The organism is Nocardioides sp., assembly GCF_047602075.1.
Classification (GTDB): Bacteria; Actinomycetota; Actinomycetes; order Propionibacteriales; family Nocardioidaceae; genus Nocardioides.
In genome coordinates, this window is sequence record NZ_JASGIF010000001.1 from 1,910,428 (window position 1) to 1,930,028 (window position 19,601).

General features: G+C 69.7%; 18 protein-coding genes. 2 read left to right on the top strand and 16 right to left on the bottom strand.

Features of this window, described 5'->3' with window-relative positions; all coding sequences use genetic code 11:
- Positions 1-2 precede the first annotated feature (2 nt).
- Both QM714_RS09635 and QM714_RS09640 read right to left on the bottom strand, forming a co-directional pair.
- Entirely contained in the window at positions 3-656 is a 654-nt protein-coding gene (locus QM714_RS09635) for a PadR family transcriptional regulator (protein WP_415099857.1), read from the bottom strand.
- A 174-nt stretch (positions 657-830) separates the two neighbouring features.
- Positions 831-1,550: a GntR family transcriptional regulator gene (locus QM714_RS09640; protein WP_415099859.1), complete on the bottom strand. Its 720-nt coding sequence runs from the start codon at positions 1,548-1,550 to the stop codon at positions 831-833.
- Positions 1,551-1,749: 199 nt separating this feature from the next.
- Between QM714_RS09640 and QM714_RS09645 the strand changes: the two genes are divergently transcribed.
- Positions 1,750-2,400 carry an alpha-ketoglutarate-dependent dioxygenase AlkB gene (locus QM714_RS09645; RefSeq protein WP_415099861.1) on the top strand — a complete coding sequence of 217 codons (651 nt, stop codon included), beginning with the start codon at positions 1,750-1,752 and terminating at the stop codon, positions 2,398-2,400.
- On the opposite strand, the gene QM714_RS09650 is transcribed toward QM714_RS09645, so the two are convergent.
- From QM714_RS09650 to phoA, 7 genes are read right to left on the bottom strand one after another with little or no spacing between them, the layout of a single operon-like run.
- Positions 2,401-2,970 (bottom strand): LemA family protein, encoded by a 570-nt coding sequence (locus tag QM714_RS09650; RefSeq protein ID WP_415099863.1) that lies wholly within the window; start codon positions 2,968-2,970, stop codon positions 2,401-2,403. It abuts the gene before it with no gap.
- Positions 2,971-3,028: 58 nt separating this feature from the next.
- Positions 3,029-4,786, bottom strand: coding sequence for a DUF2207 domain-containing protein (locus QM714_RS09655; RefSeq protein ID WP_415099865.1), 1,758 nt, complete (start codon positions 4,784-4,786; stop codon positions 3,029-3,031).
- Between the two features lie 35 nt (positions 4,787-4,821).
- A complete protein-coding gene (locus QM714_RS09660) occupies positions 4,822-5,547 on the bottom strand; it encodes an SRPBCC family protein (protein WP_415099867.1) in 726 nt (241 codons plus the stop codon).
- A gap of 4 nt (positions 5,548-5,551) precedes the next feature.
- On the bottom strand, positions 5,552-6,406 hold the full coding sequence (locus tag QM714_RS09665) for an FAD binding domain-containing protein (RefSeq protein ID WP_415099869.1): 855 nt from the start codon (positions 6,404-6,406) through the stop codon (positions 5,552-5,554).
- The gene (locus tag QM714_RS09670; RefSeq protein WP_415099871.1) at positions 6,403-8,844 is read right to left on the bottom strand and encodes a xanthine dehydrogenase family protein molybdopterin-binding subunit; all 2,442 of its coding nucleotides are present in this window, start codon (positions 8,842-8,844) and stop codon (positions 6,403-6,405) included. Before QM714_RS09670 ends, QM714_RS09665 begins: the two co-directional genes overlap by 4 nt.
- Entirely contained in the window at positions 8,841-9,314 is a 474-nt protein-coding gene (locus QM714_RS09675; protein WP_415099873.1) for a (2Fe-2S)-binding protein, read from the bottom strand. The genes QM714_RS09670 and QM714_RS09675 overlap by 4 nt, the downstream gene beginning before the upstream one ends.
- Before the next feature lie 31 nt (positions 9,315-9,345).
- On the bottom strand, positions 9,346-10,887 hold the full coding sequence (phoA, locus tag QM714_RS09680; RefSeq protein ID WP_415099875.1) for an alkaline phosphatase: 1,542 nt from the start codon (positions 10,885-10,887) through the stop codon (positions 9,346-9,348).
- A gap of 197 nt (positions 10,888-11,084) precedes the next feature.
- Here phoA and QM714_RS09685 point away from each other — a divergent pair, with 197 nt between their 5' ends.
- Positions 11,085-11,843 (top strand): APH(3') family aminoglycoside O-phosphotransferase, encoded by a 759-nt coding sequence (locus QM714_RS09685; RefSeq protein WP_415099877.1) that lies wholly within the window; start codon positions 11,085-11,087, stop codon positions 11,841-11,843.
- A 6-nt stretch (positions 11,844-11,849) separates the two neighbouring features.
- Here QM714_RS09685 and QM714_RS09690 read toward each other — a convergent pair whose 3' ends face one another.
- The 7 genes from QM714_RS09690 to groL all read right to left on the bottom strand — a co-directional run bounded on the left by QM714_RS09690 (position 11,850) and on the right by groL (position 19,590).
- Positions 11,850-13,085: a transcriptional regulator gene (locus tag QM714_RS09690; RefSeq protein ID WP_415099879.1), complete on the bottom strand. Its 1,236-nt coding sequence runs from the start codon at positions 13,083-13,085 to the stop codon at positions 11,850-11,852.
- A 331-nt stretch (positions 13,086-13,416) separates the two neighbouring features.
- Complete coding sequence (locus QM714_RS09695; protein ID WP_415099881.1) at positions 13,417-14,544, bottom strand: XdhC family protein; 1,128 nt, start codon at positions 14,542-14,544, stop codon at positions 13,417-13,419.
- On the bottom strand, positions 14,537-15,718 hold the full coding sequence (locus QM714_RS09700; protein ID WP_415099883.1) for a vWA domain-containing protein: 1,182 nt from the start codon (positions 15,716-15,718) through the stop codon (positions 14,537-14,539). Before QM714_RS09700 ends, QM714_RS09695 begins: the two co-directional genes overlap by 8 nt.
- 36 nt (positions 15,719-15,754) lie before the next feature.
- Positions 15,755-16,654: an AAA family ATPase gene (locus QM714_RS09705; RefSeq protein WP_415099885.1), complete on the bottom strand. Its 900-nt coding sequence runs from the start codon at positions 16,652-16,654 to the stop codon at positions 15,755-15,757.
- Positions 16,655-16,677: 23 nt separating this feature from the next.
- A complete protein-coding gene (locus tag QM714_RS09710) occupies positions 16,678-17,232 on the bottom strand; it encodes a nucleotidyltransferase family protein (protein WP_415099887.1) in 555 nt (184 codons plus the stop codon).
- Positions 17,229-17,555 (bottom strand): hypothetical protein, encoded by a 327-nt coding sequence (locus tag QM714_RS09715; protein ID WP_415099889.1) that lies wholly within the window; start codon positions 17,553-17,555, stop codon positions 17,229-17,231. The genes QM714_RS09710 and QM714_RS09715 overlap by 4 nt, the downstream gene beginning before the upstream one ends.
- 409 nt (positions 17,556-17,964) lie before the next feature.
- Positions 17,965-19,590 (bottom strand): chaperonin GroEL, encoded by a 1,626-nt coding sequence (gene groL / locus QM714_RS09720; protein WP_415099891.1) that lies wholly within the window; start codon positions 19,588-19,590, stop codon positions 17,965-17,967.
- Positions 19,591-19,601: the final 11 nt, after the last annotated feature.

Consider the following 19,601-nt stretch of genomic DNA (forward strand, 5'->3'; position numbering starts at 1 on the left):
CATCATCGGGCCGGCCCGGCGCCCGGTCGCGCGACCGTCGATGGGGCTGGCTCAGGAGTATCGCCTGCCTGGCCCGCCTGCCCGGTTGGGGCTGGGGTGATAGGGGTACGACGCTCCGCACCGGCCCGGCGCACGCGCGCCTCACAGTGGTCGAGCCACCGGATCTCGGCTTCGGCGTCGAAGACCAGGGCATCGAGCACCAACGACCAGGCGAGATCGGCAGAGTCGACGGTGCCTGCGCCCTGCTTGAGGCGGGTGTAGTCCTGCAGCGCGGCCATCGTCGCGGATCGCTGCTGCTGGATGACCGCGGCGACGTCCACACCGGGGACGGTGACGGCCAGAGCGAGCTTGATCGCGAGCTCGTCGCGCGGCGGCTGGGATCTGGTGACCGGGGAGGCGAACCATGCGGCCACCTCGGCCCGGCCGGCCTCGGTCGGCTGATAGACCACCCGATGCTGGCCGGCAGCATCGACGGGCTCGTCGACCCCCGTTTCTGCGACGAGCCCGTCGCGCTGTAGCCGAGACAGCGTCTGGTAGACCTGCCCGACGTTGAGTGGCCAGGTGGCTCCGGTGTGTTGCTCGAACTCGGCGCGCAGCTGATATCCGTGCATCGGTCGCTGCTCCAGCAGCGCCAGCAGTGCCAACTTCACCGACACCAGTGCCCCCTCGGCTCGACTACCGACCCCCGCGCGGTAGTTACCGAGTATGTATAGCACGAATGCATACCGGGTATGCAAGTGGTTGTCTCGGCGTGGCGCCTCGCTACCGCGGGCGTCGTACCCACTGGTCGCTCGGGCGACCGGCGAGGCTGACGTCTGCCGAGGGCCGGCTCAGACGGGGGCGCCGACCTGGACGAACATGGTGAACCGGTCCGGTCGGTAGGTGGAGCGGGAGACCTCGACGGTGACCTCGCCACTGACTGCTCGGCGCGACACTCGCAGCACGGCGCTCTCGGGCTCGACCTCGAGCAGGCGCGCTTCGGTCTCGTCGGCCAGGCCAGCACTGATCGAGTCCTCGGCCCAATGCGGGGCGAGACCACGCTTGACCAGGGCGCCGTACAAACTCGTCGGCATGGCCTTCTCCAAGAAGCCGGGCAGCAGCACTTCGTTGAGGAAGGCATCTTGAAGGCAGACGGGAGCACCGTCCGCGCGCCGCAGGCGGCGCCAGTGCAGGACGGAGTCGCCAGGGGTGATGTCGAGCGCCCGCGCCACGCCCGGGCCGGCCTGTTCGAGCCGGGTCAGCAGGGTCTGCGACTCGGGCTGAAACCCACGGCGCAGCATCTCCTCGGTGAACCCGACCGGCCGGCTCGCTCGCCGCTGCGGGTGCGCGACGAACGTGCCCTTGCCGGGCATCCGCTCCAGCAGCCCCTCCGCGACCAGCGTGTCCATGGCCTGACGCACCGTCATCCGAGCCACGCCGAAGCGGGTGACCAGCTCACGCTCCGAAGGAGCGGGCGAGCCGGCCTCGGCCCCCTCCACGAGAGACCTGACGTACTCACGCACCTGGACGTGCTTGAGCTCGCGGGGCCGCGACTCCAACACATCGTCCACGGCGGGAACTCTAAGTCGGCACCTATGCCCCTGTCTGACGAATGCCGGAACCTTGACGATCCCTCTTCTGGTGTCGGCGAATCTCGGGTCGGCGAAGGGTTGCGGATTGGGCCCAATCGATGGGATTTCGGGCGGTTCGGATGTCGTTTGGGCCCAATCGACATCGAACACTTGTTCGATTCACTGGTAGACTCGACCGATGGAGTTCCAGGCGACCCTCTTCGGCGCGCCGGTCGACACCGTGCCGGACGCTGCCTCGCCCGGTTCACCCCCACTCGGCGAGTTGGGCACGACGGTGGAGCGGACGCCCCTCACCCGCGGCGCGTGGGTCGATGTCCGGCCCGGCTGGGTGCGCGACGCGGACGCCGTGCTCGCGGCCATGCTCGATGGCGTCCCATGGCGGGCCGAGCGACGGGAGATGTACGACCGCGTCGTCGACGTGCCGCGCCTGGTCGCGACCTATCAGGAGGGCGATCCGCTCCCCCATCCGATCTTGACCCTGGCCCGCGACGCTCTCTCCGCGCACTATCACCCTGAACTCGGTGAGCCGTTCGTGACCGCGGGCTGCTGCTACTACCGCGACGGTCGCGACTCGGTGGCCTGGCACGGGGACACCTTCGGTCGGGGCCGCAGCCACGACACCATGGTCGCGATCGTCTCCCTCGGCGACCCGCGCCGGCTGGCGCTGCGACCGCGTGGCGGAGGCCACGCGATCGGTTTCACCATGGGCCACGGCGACCTCCTGGTGATGGGCGGCTCCTGCCAGCGCACCTGGGAGCACGCGGTGCCCAAGGTCGCCCACGCCGGCCCCCGCGTCTCCGTCCAGTTCCGCCCCCGCGGCGTCTTCTGACTAGAACTCCACCTTCGGCGCCTGCTGGTGCCCCTCGGGGGCCTCGTAGAACTCCCGCGCACTCACGCCGGCCATGCCGCTGAAGAACATCCAGGGCATGGTGCGCACCAGGGTGTTGAGCTTGGTGACCGCATCGTTGTAGTACTGCCGGGCGAAGGAGAGCTGGTTCTCGGTGTCGGCGAGCTGACGCTGCAGGTCCTGGAAGTTCGCGCTCGCCTTGAGGTCGGGGTAGTTCTCCGCGACCGCGTTGACATGCACCATCGCCTGCTGCATCGCGGCGTCGGCGGCGGCCTTCGCGGCGACGTCGCCGGCGGCGGCAGCGTGTTGGAGACCGGCGCGCGCGGCGGTGACCTCCTCGAAGACGCTCTTCTCGTGCGCGGCATAGCCCTTCACCGTCTCCACCAGGTTGGGGATCAGGTCGGCCCGACGAGTCAGCTGGACGTCGATGCCACCCAGCCCCTCTTGCGCCCCGATGTCGGCCTTGCGCAGCTTGTTGAAGCCCGTGACGGCGAACAGCACCAGCACCACGAGCAGGAGCAGGATGACGCCTAGCGCACCGAAGATGGTCACTGTCCGGTTTCCTTTCGTCGCGATGCCCGGTGTGGGCACCCCATTGTGGAGGAAGCGCTCACCAGGAGCCACCCCCTCCTCCACCGCCGCCCCCGCCGCCCGAGAAGCCTCCTCCCCCGCCACCATCGGACGACGAGCTCTGGGTGGCCTGGTAGGCCGAGACCGCAGAGCTGACGGTGCTGGAGAAGTCGTTGACCATCGCGGAGGCGGGATCGCCGGCGTACCCCGCGGCGTAGGCCGGGAAGTACGACGGCGTCGGCGGCTCGACGCCCATCTCGGTGCGGTACTTCTCGGCCCACTCCTTGGCGCAGCCGAAGGCCACGGCCCACGGGATGTAGGCGGTGTAGAGCTCCTGCCTGCCGGAGAAGTCGAAGCGGTCGACGCTCGACGGCGTCGACAGGACGCGGCGGAAGCCGCCCAGCCGAGACCACAGGTCGCGGCCGGCCCGGGTCCGTCGGGTGGCCGCCCCGGTGCTCAACGTCTCGATGGCGCCGATCGCGAACAGGCCCGGCACCAACGCGAGCCCGTGCAGGCCGCCCGGCGGCTTGAAGGCCAGCAGCAGGGTGAGGCCGATCGCGAGCAACAGCAGCAGCCCGCCCCACGATCCCGGGCCGGCGCGCACGACCAGGCCCTGCTCCCGCGCCCACGACTTGATCCAGTTGGTGTGCTGCTTCTGCTCTCGCTGCAGGGTCTGACCCGCAGTGACGTCACGCTTGGCCGCCGTGAAGGCCTGCCCCGGCCCGCTGACCAGGCCGGCCACCTGACGCGTGCCATCGTCGAGGCCTGCCCAGCCTTCCGCGCCGCCGCGATCGGTGATCGTCCAGGCATCGCCGGAGTGATCGAGAGTGATCGCGCCATGCTCGGCGGCCTGCATGACGGAGGCCACGAACGAGCGGTTGTCGACCTTCTCGGTCAAGACATACTGCGCCTGGGCGGGGCCGATGCCGTCGGGAGGTGCGTACTGCAAGGGGTACGGCGGCTCCGGCTCACGGGTCGCTCGGCTCAGCAGATAGCCCATCAACCCGGCCAGCAGGGCGAGGCCGAGCATCGCCAGGGCGGGGACCAACGAGATCCCGAACACCCCGTCGAGGGCGTAGGGCCAGGGCACTACGTGGCCGGCCCGCGGCGTGGGCACGGCGACCTGCGCACGCAGGGTGACCGGAGTCAGCGGGGGCAGGTCGCTCGCCGTCACGGTCAGGTCGCTGGAGTCGGTGCCGGACACCTTGCAACCGCTGAGCGCTCCCACCCCGACGGCACAGTCGACAGCGCTCGCCTCGGCCGGCAGGTGGACGGTGAGGGTCGCTTGGTCGATCGCCTGCTGCCAGCCGCCGGGCACCAGGTTCCAGTAGAAGAACGACTGCCCATCGCTCGGGCCGGGCAGCAGCACCCCGTCGATGGTGTAGGAGATCACGTAGGTGTGGTCGCCGGGTGACACGAAGACGTCGGCGTCGCCGATCTTGGCGACGCGGTAGCGGCGCCCACTCTCCCAGGACAGCGAGAACGGCTCGTCGCGACCATCTCTGGTGACGGTGATGTGTTCAGGCAGCCGGCGGGCGCGCTCGGCGTTGGGGTCGTGGAGGTCCCAGAACCGGAAGATGCCGTGCTTCCCGCTGTAGGGGAAGTTGACGGTCAGCGTCTCGGTGACGTCGAGGTCGCCGTTGCTGGCCAGGTCGAAGCTGGCGTCGTACGACGTGATGCGCGTCTGCTCGTAGGTCCCACTGGCCGACGACGGGATCAGCGAACCGATCGCACTCGGCACCGTCACCGCGAGCAGCAGGACGACGAGCGCGAGGATCCGCCCCCACACGCGAAACATGGCCGGAGACTACTCGACTTGGCTCCGTGGTGTCGCTAACGTCGCCGTCGCACCAACCATCGCAACACGATCAATCCGGCCAGGACAGCCGCAGCTTGCTTCCAGTAGGCCTTGACCAGGATCGGGACCACGGTGGCACCCAGGTCGATGGCGTCCTCGTGGGTGGGCGGAGGCGGCAGCGGTGTGCTGCGCTTCGTCTCTGGACCCGGCTCCGGAGCCACCGCCATGGCCGGCATCCCCGCTGGTGCCTCGGCGGACGCAGGCTCTGCCTCGACATCGGGCGCCGCCTCCTGCGGCTGGGCCTCCTCCGACTGGGCGGCAGCCAACCGCTGCTCCAGACAGCCCGCGAACTGCCCGAGCAGCTTGTCGGAGACGTCCTGCATCACGCCGCGACCGAACTGAGCGGGCTTGCCGGTGACCGACAGGTCGGTGAGCACCTCCACGTCGGTGGCCCCCGGCCCGGCCGCGGCCATGGCCAAGGTGACGGTCGCGCCGGCGGTGCCGTTGCCACGCTTGTCCTTGCCCTTGGCCTGGACGACGAAGCGGTGCGCCGCGTCGTCCTTCTCGACGAACTCGCCGGAGCCGTTGTACTGCAGCGCGATCGGGCCGAGCTTGACTTTGACCGAGCCGGCGAAGGAGTCGCCGTCGATCGAGCTGACCTGGGCACCGGGGAAGCACTCGGCGACCGCGGCAAGGTCGTTGAAGTGGGCCCAGGCCTCCTCGACGTCGGTGGGGACGGTGAACCGGTGGGTGAGATCCATCCGGTCAGGCTCCCACGGCGGCCAAGACCGCGCGGCGGGTGATCACCGTGGCGAGATGCTTGCGGTAGTCGGCGTCGCCGTTGAGGTCCGAGGGCGGGTTGGTGCCGTCGGCGACCAGGCTCGCGGCGGCGCCGATGGCCTCCTCGGTCGGGTTGGCCCCTACCAGCGCAGCCTCCACCCCACGAGCGCGCAGCGGAGTCGACCCCATGTTGGTCAACCCCACGCGTGCCTCGGCGATGGTGCCGCCATCCATCCGAACGGTCGCACCAACTGCCACGATCGGCCACTGATGGGCCACCCTGACGAACTTCTCGTAGTGGGCGCCCCAACCGGCGTGCTTGGGGATGCGTACCTCGGTCAGGATCTCGTCGTCGCCGATCGCGGTCTCGAAGAGGTCGACGAAGAAGTCGTCCGCACCGATGGTGCGGCTCCCACCGGGTCCTGCCACGACGAACGACGCGTCCAGCGCCAAGGCAGGCGCGCCGAGGTCGCCAGCCGGATCGGCATGCGCGAGGGCACCGCCGAGGGTCCCGCGGTGCCGGACCTGGGAGTCCGCCACCGTCGCGGCGGCCTCGGCGAGCAACAGCGCGTGCTCGCGGACCAGCGGGTCGTCGCGCACCTCGTGGTGGGTCGTCATCGCGCCGATGACCAATGCGTCACCGTCATCTCGGATCCCGCGAAGGGAGTCGATCCGGCCCAGGTCGATGACCGTCTCGGGTGCGTTGAGCCGCATCCGGAGCACCGGCAGCAGGCTCTGTCCACCCGCGATGATCTTGGCATCGTCGCCGTGCTCGGCCAGCGCCGCGAGCGCCTCCTCGACCGAGGATGGGGCCAGGTAGTCGAAGGCAGCGGGAATCACTGCGCACCTCCTTCACTCTGGTCGAAGTGGGGCATGGCCGACTCCTCAGTGGAGCCGCCAGCGCCTCCGCTGTTGATCGCCCGCCAGACCCGCTCCGGGGTGCACGGCATCTGGATGTCGTTGACCCCGTAGGGCCGCAGCGCGTCGACGATCGCGTTCACCACCGCCGGTGTCGAGGCGATGGTGCCGGCCTCACCGACCCCCTTGGTGCCGAGCGAGTTGGTCAGTGCCGGGCTGACGGTGTGGTCGACCTCGAAGGAGATGGTGTCGGCCGCCGTCGGCAGGAGGTAGTCGACGAAGGACCCGGTGACCAAGGTGCCGCTGTCGTCGTACAGCGCCTCCTCCCAGAGGGCCTGCGCAATGCCCTGCACGAGGCCGCCGTGCACCTGGCCGGCGACGATCAGGGGGTTGATGATGTTGCCGATGTCGTCGCAGCAGACGTACTTGCGCATCTTGCTGGCGCCGGTCTCGGTGTCTACCTCCATCGCGCACAGATGGGTGCCGTGCGGGTAGTTGAAGTTGACGGGGTCGAAGGTGGCGTCCGCATCGAGGCCTGGCTCGATGCCCTCGGGGTAGTTGTGCGAGGCGAAGGCCGCCAGTGCGATCTCCCCGATGGCCATGCCCTGGTCGGTGCCCTTGACGGTGAACCGGCCGCCGGCGAACTCCAGGTCGTCGACGGAGGCCTCGAGCAGGTGTGCCGCGATCGGCTTCGCCTTCTCGATCACCTTGTCCGCCGCCCGGACCAGCGCCTCGCCACCGACCACCAATGACCGCGACCCATAGGTGTCCAGGCCCTTGTGCGCGATCTGGGTGTCGCCGTGCAGCACCTCGACGTCCTCGAAGGCCACTCCGAGACGGTCGGCGACGATCTGACTGAACGCCGTCTCGTGCCCCTGGCCGTGGGCGCTGGTGCCGGTGATCACCTCGACCTTCCCGGTCGGCAGCATCCGGATGCTGGCGTGCTCCCAGCCGCCGGCGCCGTAGTCGAGGGAGCCGAGCACCCGGCTCGGCGCCAGGCCACACATCTCGGTGAAGGTGGAGACGCCGATGCCGAGCTGCACCTTGTCGCCGCGTGCTCGCCGCTCGGCCTGCTCGGCGCGCAGGTCGTCGTACCCGAACATCTCCTTGGCGCGTGCGGTGGCCGCTTCGTAGTTGCCGGAGTCGTACTCCAGCCCGGCCACCGTGGTGAACGGGAACTCCTCGTGCTTGATCCAGTTCTTCTCCCGGATCTCCAGCGGGTCCACCCCGACCTCGACGGCGAGCTCGTCCATCAACCGCTCGATGGCGTACGTCGCCTCGGGCCGGCCGGCGCCGCGGTAGGCGTCGGTCCAGGTCTTGTTGGTCAGCACGGTCTGCACCTGCCAGTGGTAGGCGGGGAACTTGTAGATCGCGTTGAACATGAACGCGCCGAGCACCGGGACGCCGCCGCCGACCAGCGAGACGTAGGCGCCCAGGTCGGCCAGCAGGTCGACCTTGAGACCGGTGACGGTGCCGTCCTTGTCGGCGGCCAGGGTGAGCCGCTGCCACTGGTCGCGGCCGTGGTGGGCGCTCATCAACGACTCGGACCGGGTCTCGGTGTATTTCACCGGCTTGCCCAGCCGACGAGCGATCACCATGGTGATGAACTCCTCCGGCGTGGTCTGCAGCTTGCCGCCGAAGCCGCCGCCCACGTCGGGGGCGATGACGCGGACCTTGGACTCGGGGATGCCGAGCACGGCAGCCAGCAGGAAGCGCAGGATGTGCGGGATCTGCGTGGCGCTCCACATGGTGATCTGTTCACCGGTGGGATCGACGACCACCGAGCGAGGCTCCATGAAGGCGGGGATCAGCCGCTGTTGGCGATACTCCCGCTCGATGACGATGCCGTCCTCGCGGGCCTTGGCGATCGCTTCCTCGACGTCGCCACCGGTGCCCGCCGCAGCGGAGTCGAAGACCCACAGCGCCGACTTGTTGGTGCCGAGATCCGGATGGGCCAGGACCTTGTCCTCGGCCGACTCCTTGAGGTCGAGCGCGGCGGGCAGCTCCTCGTAGTCCACGTCGACCAGCTCGGCCGCGTCCCGTGCGGCCGCTGCGCTGCGCGCCACCACGACGGCGACGATCTCGCCGGCGAAGGCGACTCGGTCCACCGCGACCGGCGGGTGCGGCGGGGTGACCTGGTCGGGGGTGATCGGCCAGGCGTTGGGCAGGCCGCCCTGCTCCTCGGCGACGTCGGCGCCGGTGATGACGGTGACGACGTTCGAGGCAGCCTTGGCCGCCGACGCGTCGATGCTGGTGATCTTGGCGTGCGCGAACGGGCTGCGCACCATCGCGAGGTGCAGCATCCCGGGCAGCGCGATGTTGTCGGTCCACCGGGTGCGGCCGGTGATCAGTCGCTGGTCCTCCTTGCGGCGCCGGGCCTGGCCGATCTCGGGGGCCGGAGCGTCTTGGGTCACGGTCACTGCTGCTCACCTCCCGCGGCGGTGAGGACGGACCGGACGATGTTGTGGTAGCCCGTACAGCGGCACAGGTTGCCCTCCATCCCCTCGCGGACCTCCTCCTCGGTCGGATTCGGGTTCTCGCTCAGCAGGTCGACGGCCTGCATGATCATCCCCGGCGTGCAGAAGCCGCACTGCAGGCCATGGCACTCGCGGAACGCCGCCTGGACCGGGTGCAGGTCGCCCTCGACGGTGGCGGCCAGCCCCTCGATGGTGACGACCTCGCCGCCGTCGGCCTGGACGGCCAAGACGTTGCAGGACTTCACGCTCCGACCGTTCAAGTGGACGGTGCAGGCGCCGCAGTTGCTGGTGTCGCAACCGATCACGGTGCCGGTCTTCCCGAGCTTCTCGCGGAGGTACTGCACCAGCAGCATCCGGGGTTCGACGTCGTCGGTGACGTTGTCGCCGTCGACGGTGAGGCTGATCTGGACCATGCGGGGGCTCCTCACAGGTGTGACCTGGGTCTCAGGGCGGACTCCAGGCGACCGTAGAGCGGCCAAGGTTGGTCCTCGGTTGGCTGCCGCTGGACCTGCGAGGGCCCGGACGTGCGTGGGGGCGTGGCCCCGGCTGGCCACGCCCCGCAGATCCGGAGTGGTCGCCGCCCAGGCTCAGAGCCCTGGCGATGGTGAAGAACAGGTCGGTCTGGTCGGTGAGGCCGACGACGTTGCCGGCCCGCGGGCCGAAGGCAGCGATCCGCACCTGCGTGCCGGTATGCTCCTGCGAGCCGCCAGCCGACGCCGTCCCATAGGAGAGGGTCATCGGCGCTTCGTCCGCAGTCTGCAGGGTGACGGTCAGGCCCGGGGTGTTCTGCCCCGTCTCGACGATCTGGCTGGTGTGGCCGTGGTCCGCGGTCACGATCACCAAGGTGTGCTTGTCGCGCTGGGCGAACTTGAGCGCCTCCTGGACCGCATCGTCGAGGTCGACCGCCTCACCAATCTGGCCGCAGGCGTTGGCGGCATGGTCCTGCTTGTCGATGCTGGCACCCTCGACCTGCAGGAAGAAGCCCTTCGAGGACCGCCTGTCGTTCAGCAGCGAGATCGCCTTGCTGGTCATGGCCCGCAAGGACGGCTGGCCCGACGGCTTGTCGGGATTGTCCGTGCAGCGTTCGGCAGGCGTGGTCGCGCCGGTTGGGGTGGCAGCTGGGCCGACCCAGTTCACCGGCAGGTTGCCAGGGGCGAAGAGTCCGAGGAGGGGCTTGTGCTGGTTGGCGACCGCAGCCTTGCGCAGCCCCTCTGCGTCGTCGACGACCTGGTAGCCACGAGCCTTCGCCTGCTCGAGCAGGGTCTTGCCGGCGTACTTCCCTGCGGTCGCTGTCTGCGCGAAGGTCGTCGCGCCGCCGCCGAGAGTGACGTCGGGGCGGGTCGCCAGCAGTTGCTCAGTGATCGATCCCGGCCCACCGTTCTCGAGCGCGTCCGCCGGGCACTGCGCCGCGGTCTGGGTCGGCCCGTAGCAGCTGCGACTCGACACGTGGGAGACCAACACCGCCGGGGTGGCGTCCTGGATCTCGGCGGTCGTCACATCGCCCGTCCGCAGGCCGCGGCGCTTGGCCAGCTCCAGCAGGGTGGGCTGGTCCGTGTCGTGGATGTCGACCGAGATGGCTCCGTCGTAGGTCTTGGTTCCGGTCGCCCAGCCGCTGCCGGAGGCAGCAGAATCGGTGACGTAGTCGACGGCACCATCCTTGGTGAGCGAGTAGGTCGTGTAGGAGCCGGTGAGGGGCAGCGCATCAATGCCCGGAAGGAGACCACCGGCCCCGTACTGATAGTTGCGGGCCGAGGTGATCTCGGAGTCGCCCATCCCGTCACCGATGAAGAGGATGACGTTGCGGACCTTGCCGCCAGCGAGCGCACGTTTGACCGCCGACGTGTGGTCACCCTTGAGCCGGGCGGCGCCACCGTGGACGCTAGGGTCGCGAGGCGCCGATAGGTGAGCGCTCGCGGTGGCCAGGCCGCCGACGACCGCAACAGCCGTCGCGCCGGCCAGGAGGGCCGGCAGAGGATGCAGCTTCATGGATTCTCTCCTCGTGTGGGCTGCGCACCCGGGTCCGGGCGCACGAGCATCAGCCCAACCGAGTCAGGTGAACGCCGTGCGGACTCCCGCCGAACTGTCGAGAATCGCCGCGCGAATCGTGTGCGGCCACCACGTGGCACGTTGGGTGGTGTCCACCGACTACGGCGCGCACCACGTACAAGCACCACAATGGGCCAATGATCGCTTGGGAGCCCGTGGACCTCGGCTGCTCGGACGCGGCAGTGCGCCGAAGCCCGGACGGGTCCGCATACGCGAAGACGGCGAGCGGCTCGGCGCAGGTCGCCGATCTCATGGCAGAGCGAGACAAGGTGGTCTGGCTGGCTACGACGCCGATTCCGGGACCAGTCCTCTTGGACTGGGAGCATGCCGAGGACACCGCAACGCTGGTGACGAGTGCCGTCCGTGGGATCCCAGCAAGCGCGGTGCCCGAAGCGGACGCCAGCCAGGTCCTCCCTGCAGCCCGCGCGCTGACCGAGCTGCACGCGCTTCCGGTGAGCGACTGCCCCTTCGACCATCGACTGGAAGTGACCTGCGTCGCCGCATCGGCAGCCGTCCACCGGGACCTGGTCGACTCGGCTGACTTCGACGCCGAGCGCCAGGGCCGCCAACCACGCGAGCTTCTCGCCGAATTGCTGGTCGCCAAGGAGCAGATGGCCCGCCTGGAGGCGGACGACCTGGTGGTCTGTCACGGCGACGCATGTCTACCCAACATCCTCCTCGACCCCCAGACCCTGAGATGGACCGGATTGGTCGACCTGGCCCGGCTCGGTCGAGCCGACCGCTATCTGGACCTGGCCCTGCTGCATCGCAGTCTCGAAGGCGGCGCCAATCCCCAGTTCCCCGAGGGAAGCGGCGACGAGGCACTCGCGGCTTATGGCGTCGTTGCCGACCCCACGAGGTTGGCCTACTACCGCCTCCTCGACGAGTTCTTCTAGGGGCGGTCAGCGGCGGGCGGCGGCGAGGCGGCCCTTGAGGAGGGGGATCGCGGGGTGCGGCGTGGTGCCCAACCTGGCGAGGCAGGCCTCGATCACCGCGGTGTCGTAGGGCACCAGCTCGGTGTAGCGCAGCACGGCGGCCGGCTCCGGGCGAGCGAGCAGCGCCTCGCGGACGGCAACGGCGACATACTCGGCGTGCTCGGTCAGCGCGGGTGAGTTGGTGCCGGGCATCAGGTCGCCGCGGTACGCCGCTACGGCTGCCGCGACGTCCCCGGCGCGGAGGGCATCCAACACGTCGTCGACATCGGTGCTCACCGGCATGGTCAACCGGTAGGGCCGAGAGGCGAGCTGGCCGTGCAGGGCGCTGCGCAGGTGGGACACCTCCGCCTTCAGGGTGGAGGCGGTCACGGCTTGGTCGCCGTACACCAACGCGTGCAACTGTTCGAGCGAGAGCCCGTCGGGATGCAGCGCCAGCAGCGCGAGGATCTCGGTCTGCCGCCGGTTGAGCAGGAGCCGCTGGCCGTCCAGATGCGCCTCGACGTTGCCGAGCAGGGTCAACACCAGACCCGGGGTCGCCTCGTCCTCGCTGGCCGCGCCGGGCGCGGTCGACAGTGGCATCGCGGTCTCGATCAGTCGAGCCAGCACCCGTGCCGTGGCCAGGCCGATCGGGTGGGTGCGGTCCCAGGTGGTCGACAGGTCGATCACGCCGAGCTGCGCGCCGGTCCGGGGATCGTGCACCGGCGCCGCCCAGCACACCCAGTTGTGCACCATCGGCGCATAGTGCTCCGCGCTGAACACCATCGAGGTGGCTCCCTCACGGGCCGCGATCGCCAGCGCATTGGTGCCCACCGACTCCTCGTCCCAGCGCCCTCCGGGGACGAAGTTGACGGTCTCGGCCTTGCGCCGCATCACCCGACCGCCATAGGTCCACAAGATCCGGGCCTTCTCGTCGGTCACCGCCAGCACGAGGTCACCGTCCTCGGCCGTGCGCTGCAACTCGGCCTCGACTCGCGAGACCGCGGTCTGCAGCGGTGACTCGCGCCAGAAGGCTGCGGTGTCCCGCTCGTCTGCCAGTGGCGCGTGTCGCACGTCCGGTGTGATGGCGGCCTGGGAGACCTGCCAGGAGTGCAGGATCTCCGGTCGCACCACGGCGGCTGCCTGGTCACCCGCCTCCACGAAGGAGGTCCACGCCTGGACCGCGCGCAGCCGCCACTGCGTCAGGTCCTCGTGGGAGCTTGTCATGCGCGCTTCTCCGACCGATCGCCACAACTCGGTTGGACGGCCCGGGATGTCCGTGGTCACCCTACCCGCCGGGTTGTACGACGATACTCGGCCGACGCTGTCGACCGGGCCAGGTCGCGGCCGTGGGCCGGGTTCGGCACCCCACTTGCCGACCCCGGCCCAGGCCCCCGTGTCCGCCCCCGTAGCGCCAGCGGGATCGCCGCGCTGACACATGTCGGACCACATCGGCGAGACCGTCGCTCACCAAGTTACGGTCTCGTAGCCTACGTAACCGTAACTCTTCGTCGACCAGATGTAAAGATCGGATCGAGGGCCAGGCGCCGTCCACCGTTCAGTGGTGGATGCGCCCGGCGGTCTGCGCCAGGTTGCGGCCGGTGCCGCCCCACCGCTGGCCGATGATCTCGGCCGCGATCGAGATCGCGGTCTCCTCCGGCGTCCGGGCACCGAGGTCCAGGCCGATCGGCGAGGCCAACCGGGCCAGTTCCTCGTCGGTGAGGCCGGCCTCGCGCAGCCGCGCCACTCGATCGTCGTGCGTGCGCCGGGACCCCATCGCCCCGATGTAGGCGACATCGGGGAGTCGCAGCGCCACCTCCAGCAGGGGTACGTCGAACTTTGGGTCGTGGGTGAGCACGCAGAGGACCGACCGACCGTCCAATAGTCGGGCCTCGGCCTGCGCCGCGAGGTAGCGGTGGGGCCACTCCACGACGACCTCGTCAGCGTCGGGAAAGCGAGAGTGGGTGGCAAAGACCGGTCGCGCATCGCAGACCGTGACCTGATAGCCGAGGAAGCTGCCGACCTTCGCCACCGCGGCGGCGAAGTCGATCGCCCCGAAGACCAACATCCGAGGCTTCGGCGCGAATGCCCACACGAACACCTGCAGCCCTTCGCCGCGCCGCTCTCCGTCGGGTCCATAGCTCAGCGTGCCGTTGTGTCCGAGCGCAAGCAGGCCGAGCGCGTCGTCCCAGACCGCCTGGTCGATCCGCTCACTCCCCAGCCGGGGCGACATCTCGTTGTTGGCAGCATCGGGTCGGACCACCAGACGCCGTCCCACCAACTGGGGATCAGGGTGACCGATCACGGTGGCGACGGCGACCGGGCGACCGGCCGCGATGTCGTCGGCGATCTCGCCGAGCTCGGGGAAGGACTCCTGGTCGATGCGCTCCACGAAGACGTCCAGGATGCCGCCACAGGTGAGGCCGACGGCGAACGCGTCGTCGTCGGAGACGCCATACCGCGTCAGCACGGGCACCCCGGAGTCGAGCACCTGCTGGCCGAGCTCGTAGACGGCGCCCTCCACGCATCCGCCGGAGACCGAGCCGACCGCCTGGCCGTCGGGGCCGACCAGCATCGAGGCCCCAGGTGGGCGGGGGGCGGACTGGAAGGTTGCCACGACGGTGCCGACGCCGACGCTGTCGCCAGCTCGCCACCAGCGCATCAGCTCGGTCAGCACGTCACGCACGAGCAATCACCTCCGTGAGCTCGGCGAAGGTGGCCAGCGAATGGCCGGCCAGGAAGTCGTCGACGAACGGCAGCGCGGCCACCACACCGGACTGCACCGGCTCGTATCCGGGCTTGCCTCGATGCGGATTGACCCAGACCACGCGATGGGCCATCCGCCGCAGGCGCGCCATCTGCTCCCGAAGCAGGGTGGGGTCGCCGCGCTCCCAGCCGTCACTGAAGATCACCACCACCGCGCCCCTCGCCATGCCGCGTTGTCCCCAGCGGTCGGAAAACGCCTTCAGGCTCTCGCCGAGCCGCGTCCCCCCGGCCCAGTCCGGCACCGTCTCCCCCGCGGCGATGAGGGCGCGCTCGGGGTCTCGATGCCGCAGCGCGCGGGTGATCCGGGTCAGCCGGGTGCCGGTCGTGAACACCTCGACGGAGGTGCCTGGAAGGCCCGGCGCACCGACGACGTAGCGGTGCGCGAGTCGGACCAGCGCGTCGGCGTACTTGCTCATCGATCCGGACACATCTACCAACAGCACCACGCGGCGCGGTCTGATTCCTCGACGGCGGTGGGCGATCGGGCCCGGCTCCCCCATCCGCCGCAGGGTCTGGCGCAGAGTGCGGCCGGCATCGACGTGTCCGCGCCGAGAGGGAGTGCGCCGGTGCGCGCGTCGAGTGGGCAACGCGGGATCCAAGGTCGCGAACATCGAGGCGAGCACGGCCCGCTGGGCGCCGGTCAGCCCGGCGATGTCACGGTGCCGGAGCACCTCGGTCGCGCTGGCCAGCGCATGCACGGCCTCGGGGTCGTCGTCACCCGCGCCGGCCGCGTCGCTCTCGTCGTCGGGGAGCGGCGCCGCGACCAGCTCGGCGCGACTCTGCCGCTGTCCCGGTCGGGGCAGGCCCTCCTTGGCCTCGAACCACGCACCGAAGACCTGCTCATAGCGGACCAGGTCGTCGGGACACGAGCACAGCGTGGCCCGTCCGGCCCAGTAGACGGCCTGGCGGTCACCCACCTCGACCAGCGCCGCTGCCTGGAGCCACGCCTGGGACCGGTCCATGGTGACCGCGACTCCGGCGCTCCGGAGGGCCTCGGCGAAGCCGAGCAGGACCTCGTCGATCGGGTGCGGAAGGGTTGCGGTTTGGGCCCAAACGGCAACATCCGAGCCCCCGGACATGTCGTTTGCGCCCACTCGAAGCTCCCCTGCCGACCGACTCTGCCGCCGGATTCAGCCGGCCATCAGCCGGTCGAGGGCGTGCTTGACCCGATCGGTGTCCTCGCGATACTTCACGATCGCACCCAAGGTGGCCGCGGCGGTCTCGAGATCGAGCTCGGTGCGGCCGAGTCGTTCGAGGGCGCGCACCCAGTCGAGGGTCTCCGCCACTCCCGGCGGCTTGAGCAGGTCGTCGCGGTCTCTCAACTGCTGCACCGCGTGCACCACCTGTCGTGCCAGCGTCTCGGAGACTTCGGGGACCCGCGACCGGACGATGGCAACCTCCCGCTCCAGTCCAGGGTGGTCGATCCAGTGGTAGAGGCAGCGTCGCTTCAGCGCGTCGTGCAGCTCCCTGGTTCTGTTGGAGGTCAGCACCACCATCGGCGGTTGGGCGGTCGCAACGGTGCCCAACTCCGGGATGGTGACCTGATAGGTGGACAGCACCTCCAGGAGGAAGGCTTCGAACTCGTCGTCCGCGCGGTCGACCTCGTCGATCAACAACACCGCCGGGCTCTCCCGAAGGGCACGCAGGACGGGACGAGCGAGCAGGAACCTCTCGTCGTACAGGCTCTTCTCAGTCTCCTCCACATCGGTCTCACCGCCTAGCGCCTCCAGTGTGCGCAGGTGCAGGATCTGGCGGGGGAAGTCCCAGTCGTAGAGCGCCTGAGTGGCGTCGATGCCCTCGTAGCACTGCAGCCGGACGAGCGGCACGCCCCAGGCACCCGCGATCGCCTCGGCCAGACTGGTCTTGCCCGTCCCGGGCGCGCCCTCGAGCAGGAGCGGGCGTTGCATCTGCAGCGCGAGGAAGGTGACCGTCGCCAGCGCCTCGTCGCACAGATAGCCGGTCGTGCCCAGGGCCTCGGCGATCTCGCTCGGGCTGCCGGGCTGATGGGGGGTGCCCGCGATGGCTGCCATGGAGGTGATCGTACTGAGGTGGGTCAGACCAGGGAGTCCACGTCGACGCCGGTGGCCAGGTCGCCGCATTCGACCAGTTGGTGCTCATGAGTGGCGAGGTAGTCCCGGGCGCCGCGGTCGCCGGTCGCCGACGCCAGCACGCCGGCCCAGTGCTGGCGACCGAGGAGGACCGGATGCCCCGGCGCGCGGTCGTACGTCGCTCGCGCCAGCGCGCTGGGGCTCGCCCCGGAGTCGATCAGCCGACGCACCACCTCGGGGCCGACATCGGGGAGGTCGACCAGGCTGACCACCGCGGCGTCGCCCTCACGGAGGAAGCCGAGGCCCGCGCGGAGGGAGGCCGCCATCCCACTCGCCCAGTCCGGGGCGAGGATCACGTCGACCGGGACCGCAGCGAGCATCGCCTCGGCCTCGTCGGCTCCGGCACCGAGCACGACCGTGACCTGGTCGCAGCCGCCTCGGTCGAGCGTGGCCACCGACCGCAACAGCCAGGAGGTGCCATCGGGATCATGCATCAGCGCCTTCGGCCGGCCCATCCGGCGCCCGGCACCGGCGGCGAGCAGCACTCCGACAACGCTCATGCCCCGAACGCCTGCTGGTAGAGATCGGCAAGATCGCTGGAGTAGGCACCGCTCAACCCGCACGGCAGCACAGTGCTGTCGTGTCCGGCCACCAGGAAGCGGTCGCCCTCCTTGAAATCGACGACCTGGAGCAGGCCGACGAGGTCGGCGCTCGGCGCCTGCACCTCGACCACGTCGGCCTCGTCGCCGGCGTACCAGTGTCGGACCTTGAGGGTGGCCGTTTCGTCGGTGAGAGCGGTGACCGTTCCGTCGAAGGCAAAGCCGGCCTTGGCCAGGCCCTCCGCCGACGGTGCGGCGCACCGGCCGGCAACGGGCTTCGCCATCACGGTCGCCGTGGTCGTGGCAGCGGGCTCCGCAGCTGACCCGTCACCGTCGCTGCTGCAGCTGGCGAGCGTCAGACCGACTGCGGCTAGCGCCAGCAGCCTGCCGCTAGCTCCCCCTCGACCCCATCGCTATCCCCACTCCGCGACTACGTCTCGTTCACGACTAGGTCCACGGTACGTCGATCGGCCGGTGTCTCAGCGCAACGCCACCCGGACACGAGGCAGGAACCGGATCCGCGCACAGTGGTCCAGACCGGTGCCCGTCTGCCGCGGGGCTGTGCTGTCTGCCGCGCCCCTGTGGGGCCAAAGTGCCCGGTCTACCTGACCCTCAGGACCCACAGACCCGCACCAGACACGAAACAGGGCCCCGCCGAAGCGGGGCCCTATCACGGTTGATCGAGTGGGTGGATCAGAAGTCCATCCCGCCCATGCCGCCGTCACCGCCGGGCATGGCCGGAGCCTTCTCCGGCTTGTCGGCCACAACGGCCTCGGTGGTGAGGAACAGCGCGGCGATCGACGCGGCGTTCTGGAGCGCCGAACGGGTGACCTTGGCCGGGTCGATGATCCCGGCGGACACCATGTCGACGTACTCCCCGGTGGCGGCATTGAGACCCTGACCGGCCTCCAGACCGCGCACCTTCTCCACGATGACGCCACCCTCGAGGCCGGCGTTGACCGCGATCTGCTTGAGCGGAGCCTCGGTCGCCTTGCGGACGATCTCGGCGCCAACGGCCTCGTCACCGTCGACGTCGATCTTCTCGAACGCGGTGGCGGCGGCCTGGATCAGCGCGACGCCGCCTCCGGCGACGATGCCCTCCTCGACGGCAGCCTTGGCGTTGCGCACGGCGTCCTCGATGCGGTGCTTGCGCTCCTTCAGCTCGACCTCGGTGGCCGCGCCGACCTTGATGACGGCCACGCCGCCGGCCAGCTTGGCGAGACGCTCCTGGAGCTTCTCACGGTCGTAGTCCGAGTCGGAGTTCTCGATCTCGGCACGGATCTGGTTCACCCGGCCGGAGATCTGGTCGCCGTCGCCGGCGCCCTCGACGATGGTGGTCTCGTCCTTGGTGATGACCACCTTGCGGGCCTGACCGAGCAACTCGACGCCGGTGCTCTCCAGCTTGAGGCCGACCTCCTCGGAGATGACCTGGCCGCCGGTCAGGATCGCGATGTCCTGCAGCATGGCCTTGCGGCGGTCACCGAAGCCCGGAGCCTTGACGGCCACGGACCGGAAGGTGCCCCGGATCTTGTTGACGACCAGGGTCGACAGCGCCTCGCCGTCGACGTCCTCGGCGATGATCAGCAGCGGCTTGCCGGACTGCATGACCTTCTCCAGCAGCGGCAGCAGGTCCTTGACCGAGCTGATCTTCTGGTTGGCGATGAGGATGTAGGGGTCCTCGAGGACGGTCTCCATCCGCTCGGCGTCGGTGACGAAGTACGCCGAGATGTAGCCCTTGTCGAAGCGCATCCCCTCGGTGAGCTCGAGGTCGAGCCCGAAGGTGTTGGACTCCTCGACGGTGATGACGCCTTCCTTGCCGACCTTGTCCATCGCCTCGGCGATGATCTCGCCGACGGTGCTGTCGGCGGCCGAGATCGAGGCGGTGGAGGCGATCTGCTCCTTGGTCTCGACGTCCTTGGCGACGGCCAGCAGCTGCTCCGAGACGGCCTCGACGGCCTTCTCGATGCCCCGCTTGAGGCCCATCGGGTTGGCACCGGCGGCCACGTTGCGCAGGCCCTCACGGACCATCGCCTGGGCGAGCACGGTGGCGGTGGTGGTGCCGTCGCCGGCGACGTCGTCGGTCTTCTTGGCGACCTCCTTGACCAGCTCGGCACCGATCTTCTCGTAGGGGTCCTCGAGCTCGATCTCCTTGGCGATGCTCACACCATCGTTGGTGATGGTGGGCGCGCCCCACTTCTTCTCGAGCACGACGTTGCGGCCCTTGGGGCCGAGGGTGACCTTGACGGCGTCTGCGAGGGTGTTCATGCCACTCTCGAGCCCGCGCCGGGCCTCCTCGTCGAAAGCAATCAGCTTCGGCATAGCTCCTGCGA

What these genes read in the sequence shown, in the direction of transcription:
- QM714_RS09660 (WP_415099867.1), bottom strand. Translation starts at nt 5,547, where the DNA reads ATGGATCTCACCCACCGGTTCACCGTCCCCACCGACGTCGAGGAGGCC.
- QM714_RS09685 (WP_415099877.1), top strand. Translation starts at nt 11,085, where the DNA reads ATGATCGCTTGGGAGCCCGTGGACCTCGGCTGCTCGGACGCGGCAGTG.
- QM714_RS09690 (WP_415099879.1), bottom strand. Translation starts at nt 13,085, where the DNA reads ATGACAAGCTCCCACGAGGACCTGACGCAGTGGCGGCTGCGCGCGGTC.
- QM714_RS09655 (WP_415099865.1), bottom strand. Translation starts at nt 4,786, where the DNA reads ATGTTTCGCGTGTGGGGGCGGATCCTCGCGCTCGTCGTCCTGCTGCTC.
- QM714_RS09715 (WP_415099889.1), bottom strand. Translation starts at nt 17,555, where the DNA reads ATGGCGAAGCCCGTTGCCGGCCGGTGCGCCGCACCGTCGGCGGAGGGC.
- QM714_RS09645 (WP_415099861.1), top strand. Translation starts at nt 1,750, where the DNA reads ATGGAGTTCCAGGCGACCCTCTTCGGCGCGCCGGTCGACACCGTGCCG.
- QM714_RS09710 (WP_415099887.1), bottom strand. Translation starts at nt 17,232, where the DNA reads ATGAGCGTTGTCGGAGTGCTGCTCGCCGCCGGTGCCGGGCGCCGGATG.
- QM714_RS09705 (WP_415099885.1), bottom strand. Translation starts at nt 16,654, where the DNA reads ATGGCAGCCATCGCGGGCACCCCCCATCAGCCCGGCAGCCCGAGCGAG.
- QM714_RS09675 (WP_415099873.1), bottom strand. Translation starts at nt 9,314, where the DNA reads ATGGTCCAGATCAGCCTCACCGTCGACGGCGACAACGTCACCGACGAC.
- groL (WP_415099891.1), bottom strand. Translation starts at nt 19,590, where the DNA reads ATGCCGAAGCTGATTGCTTTCGACGAGGAGGCCCGGCGCGGGCTCGAG.
- phoA (WP_415099875.1), bottom strand. Translation starts at nt 10,887, where the DNA reads ATGAAGCTGCATCCTCTGCCGGCCCTCCTGGCCGGCGCGACGGCTGTT.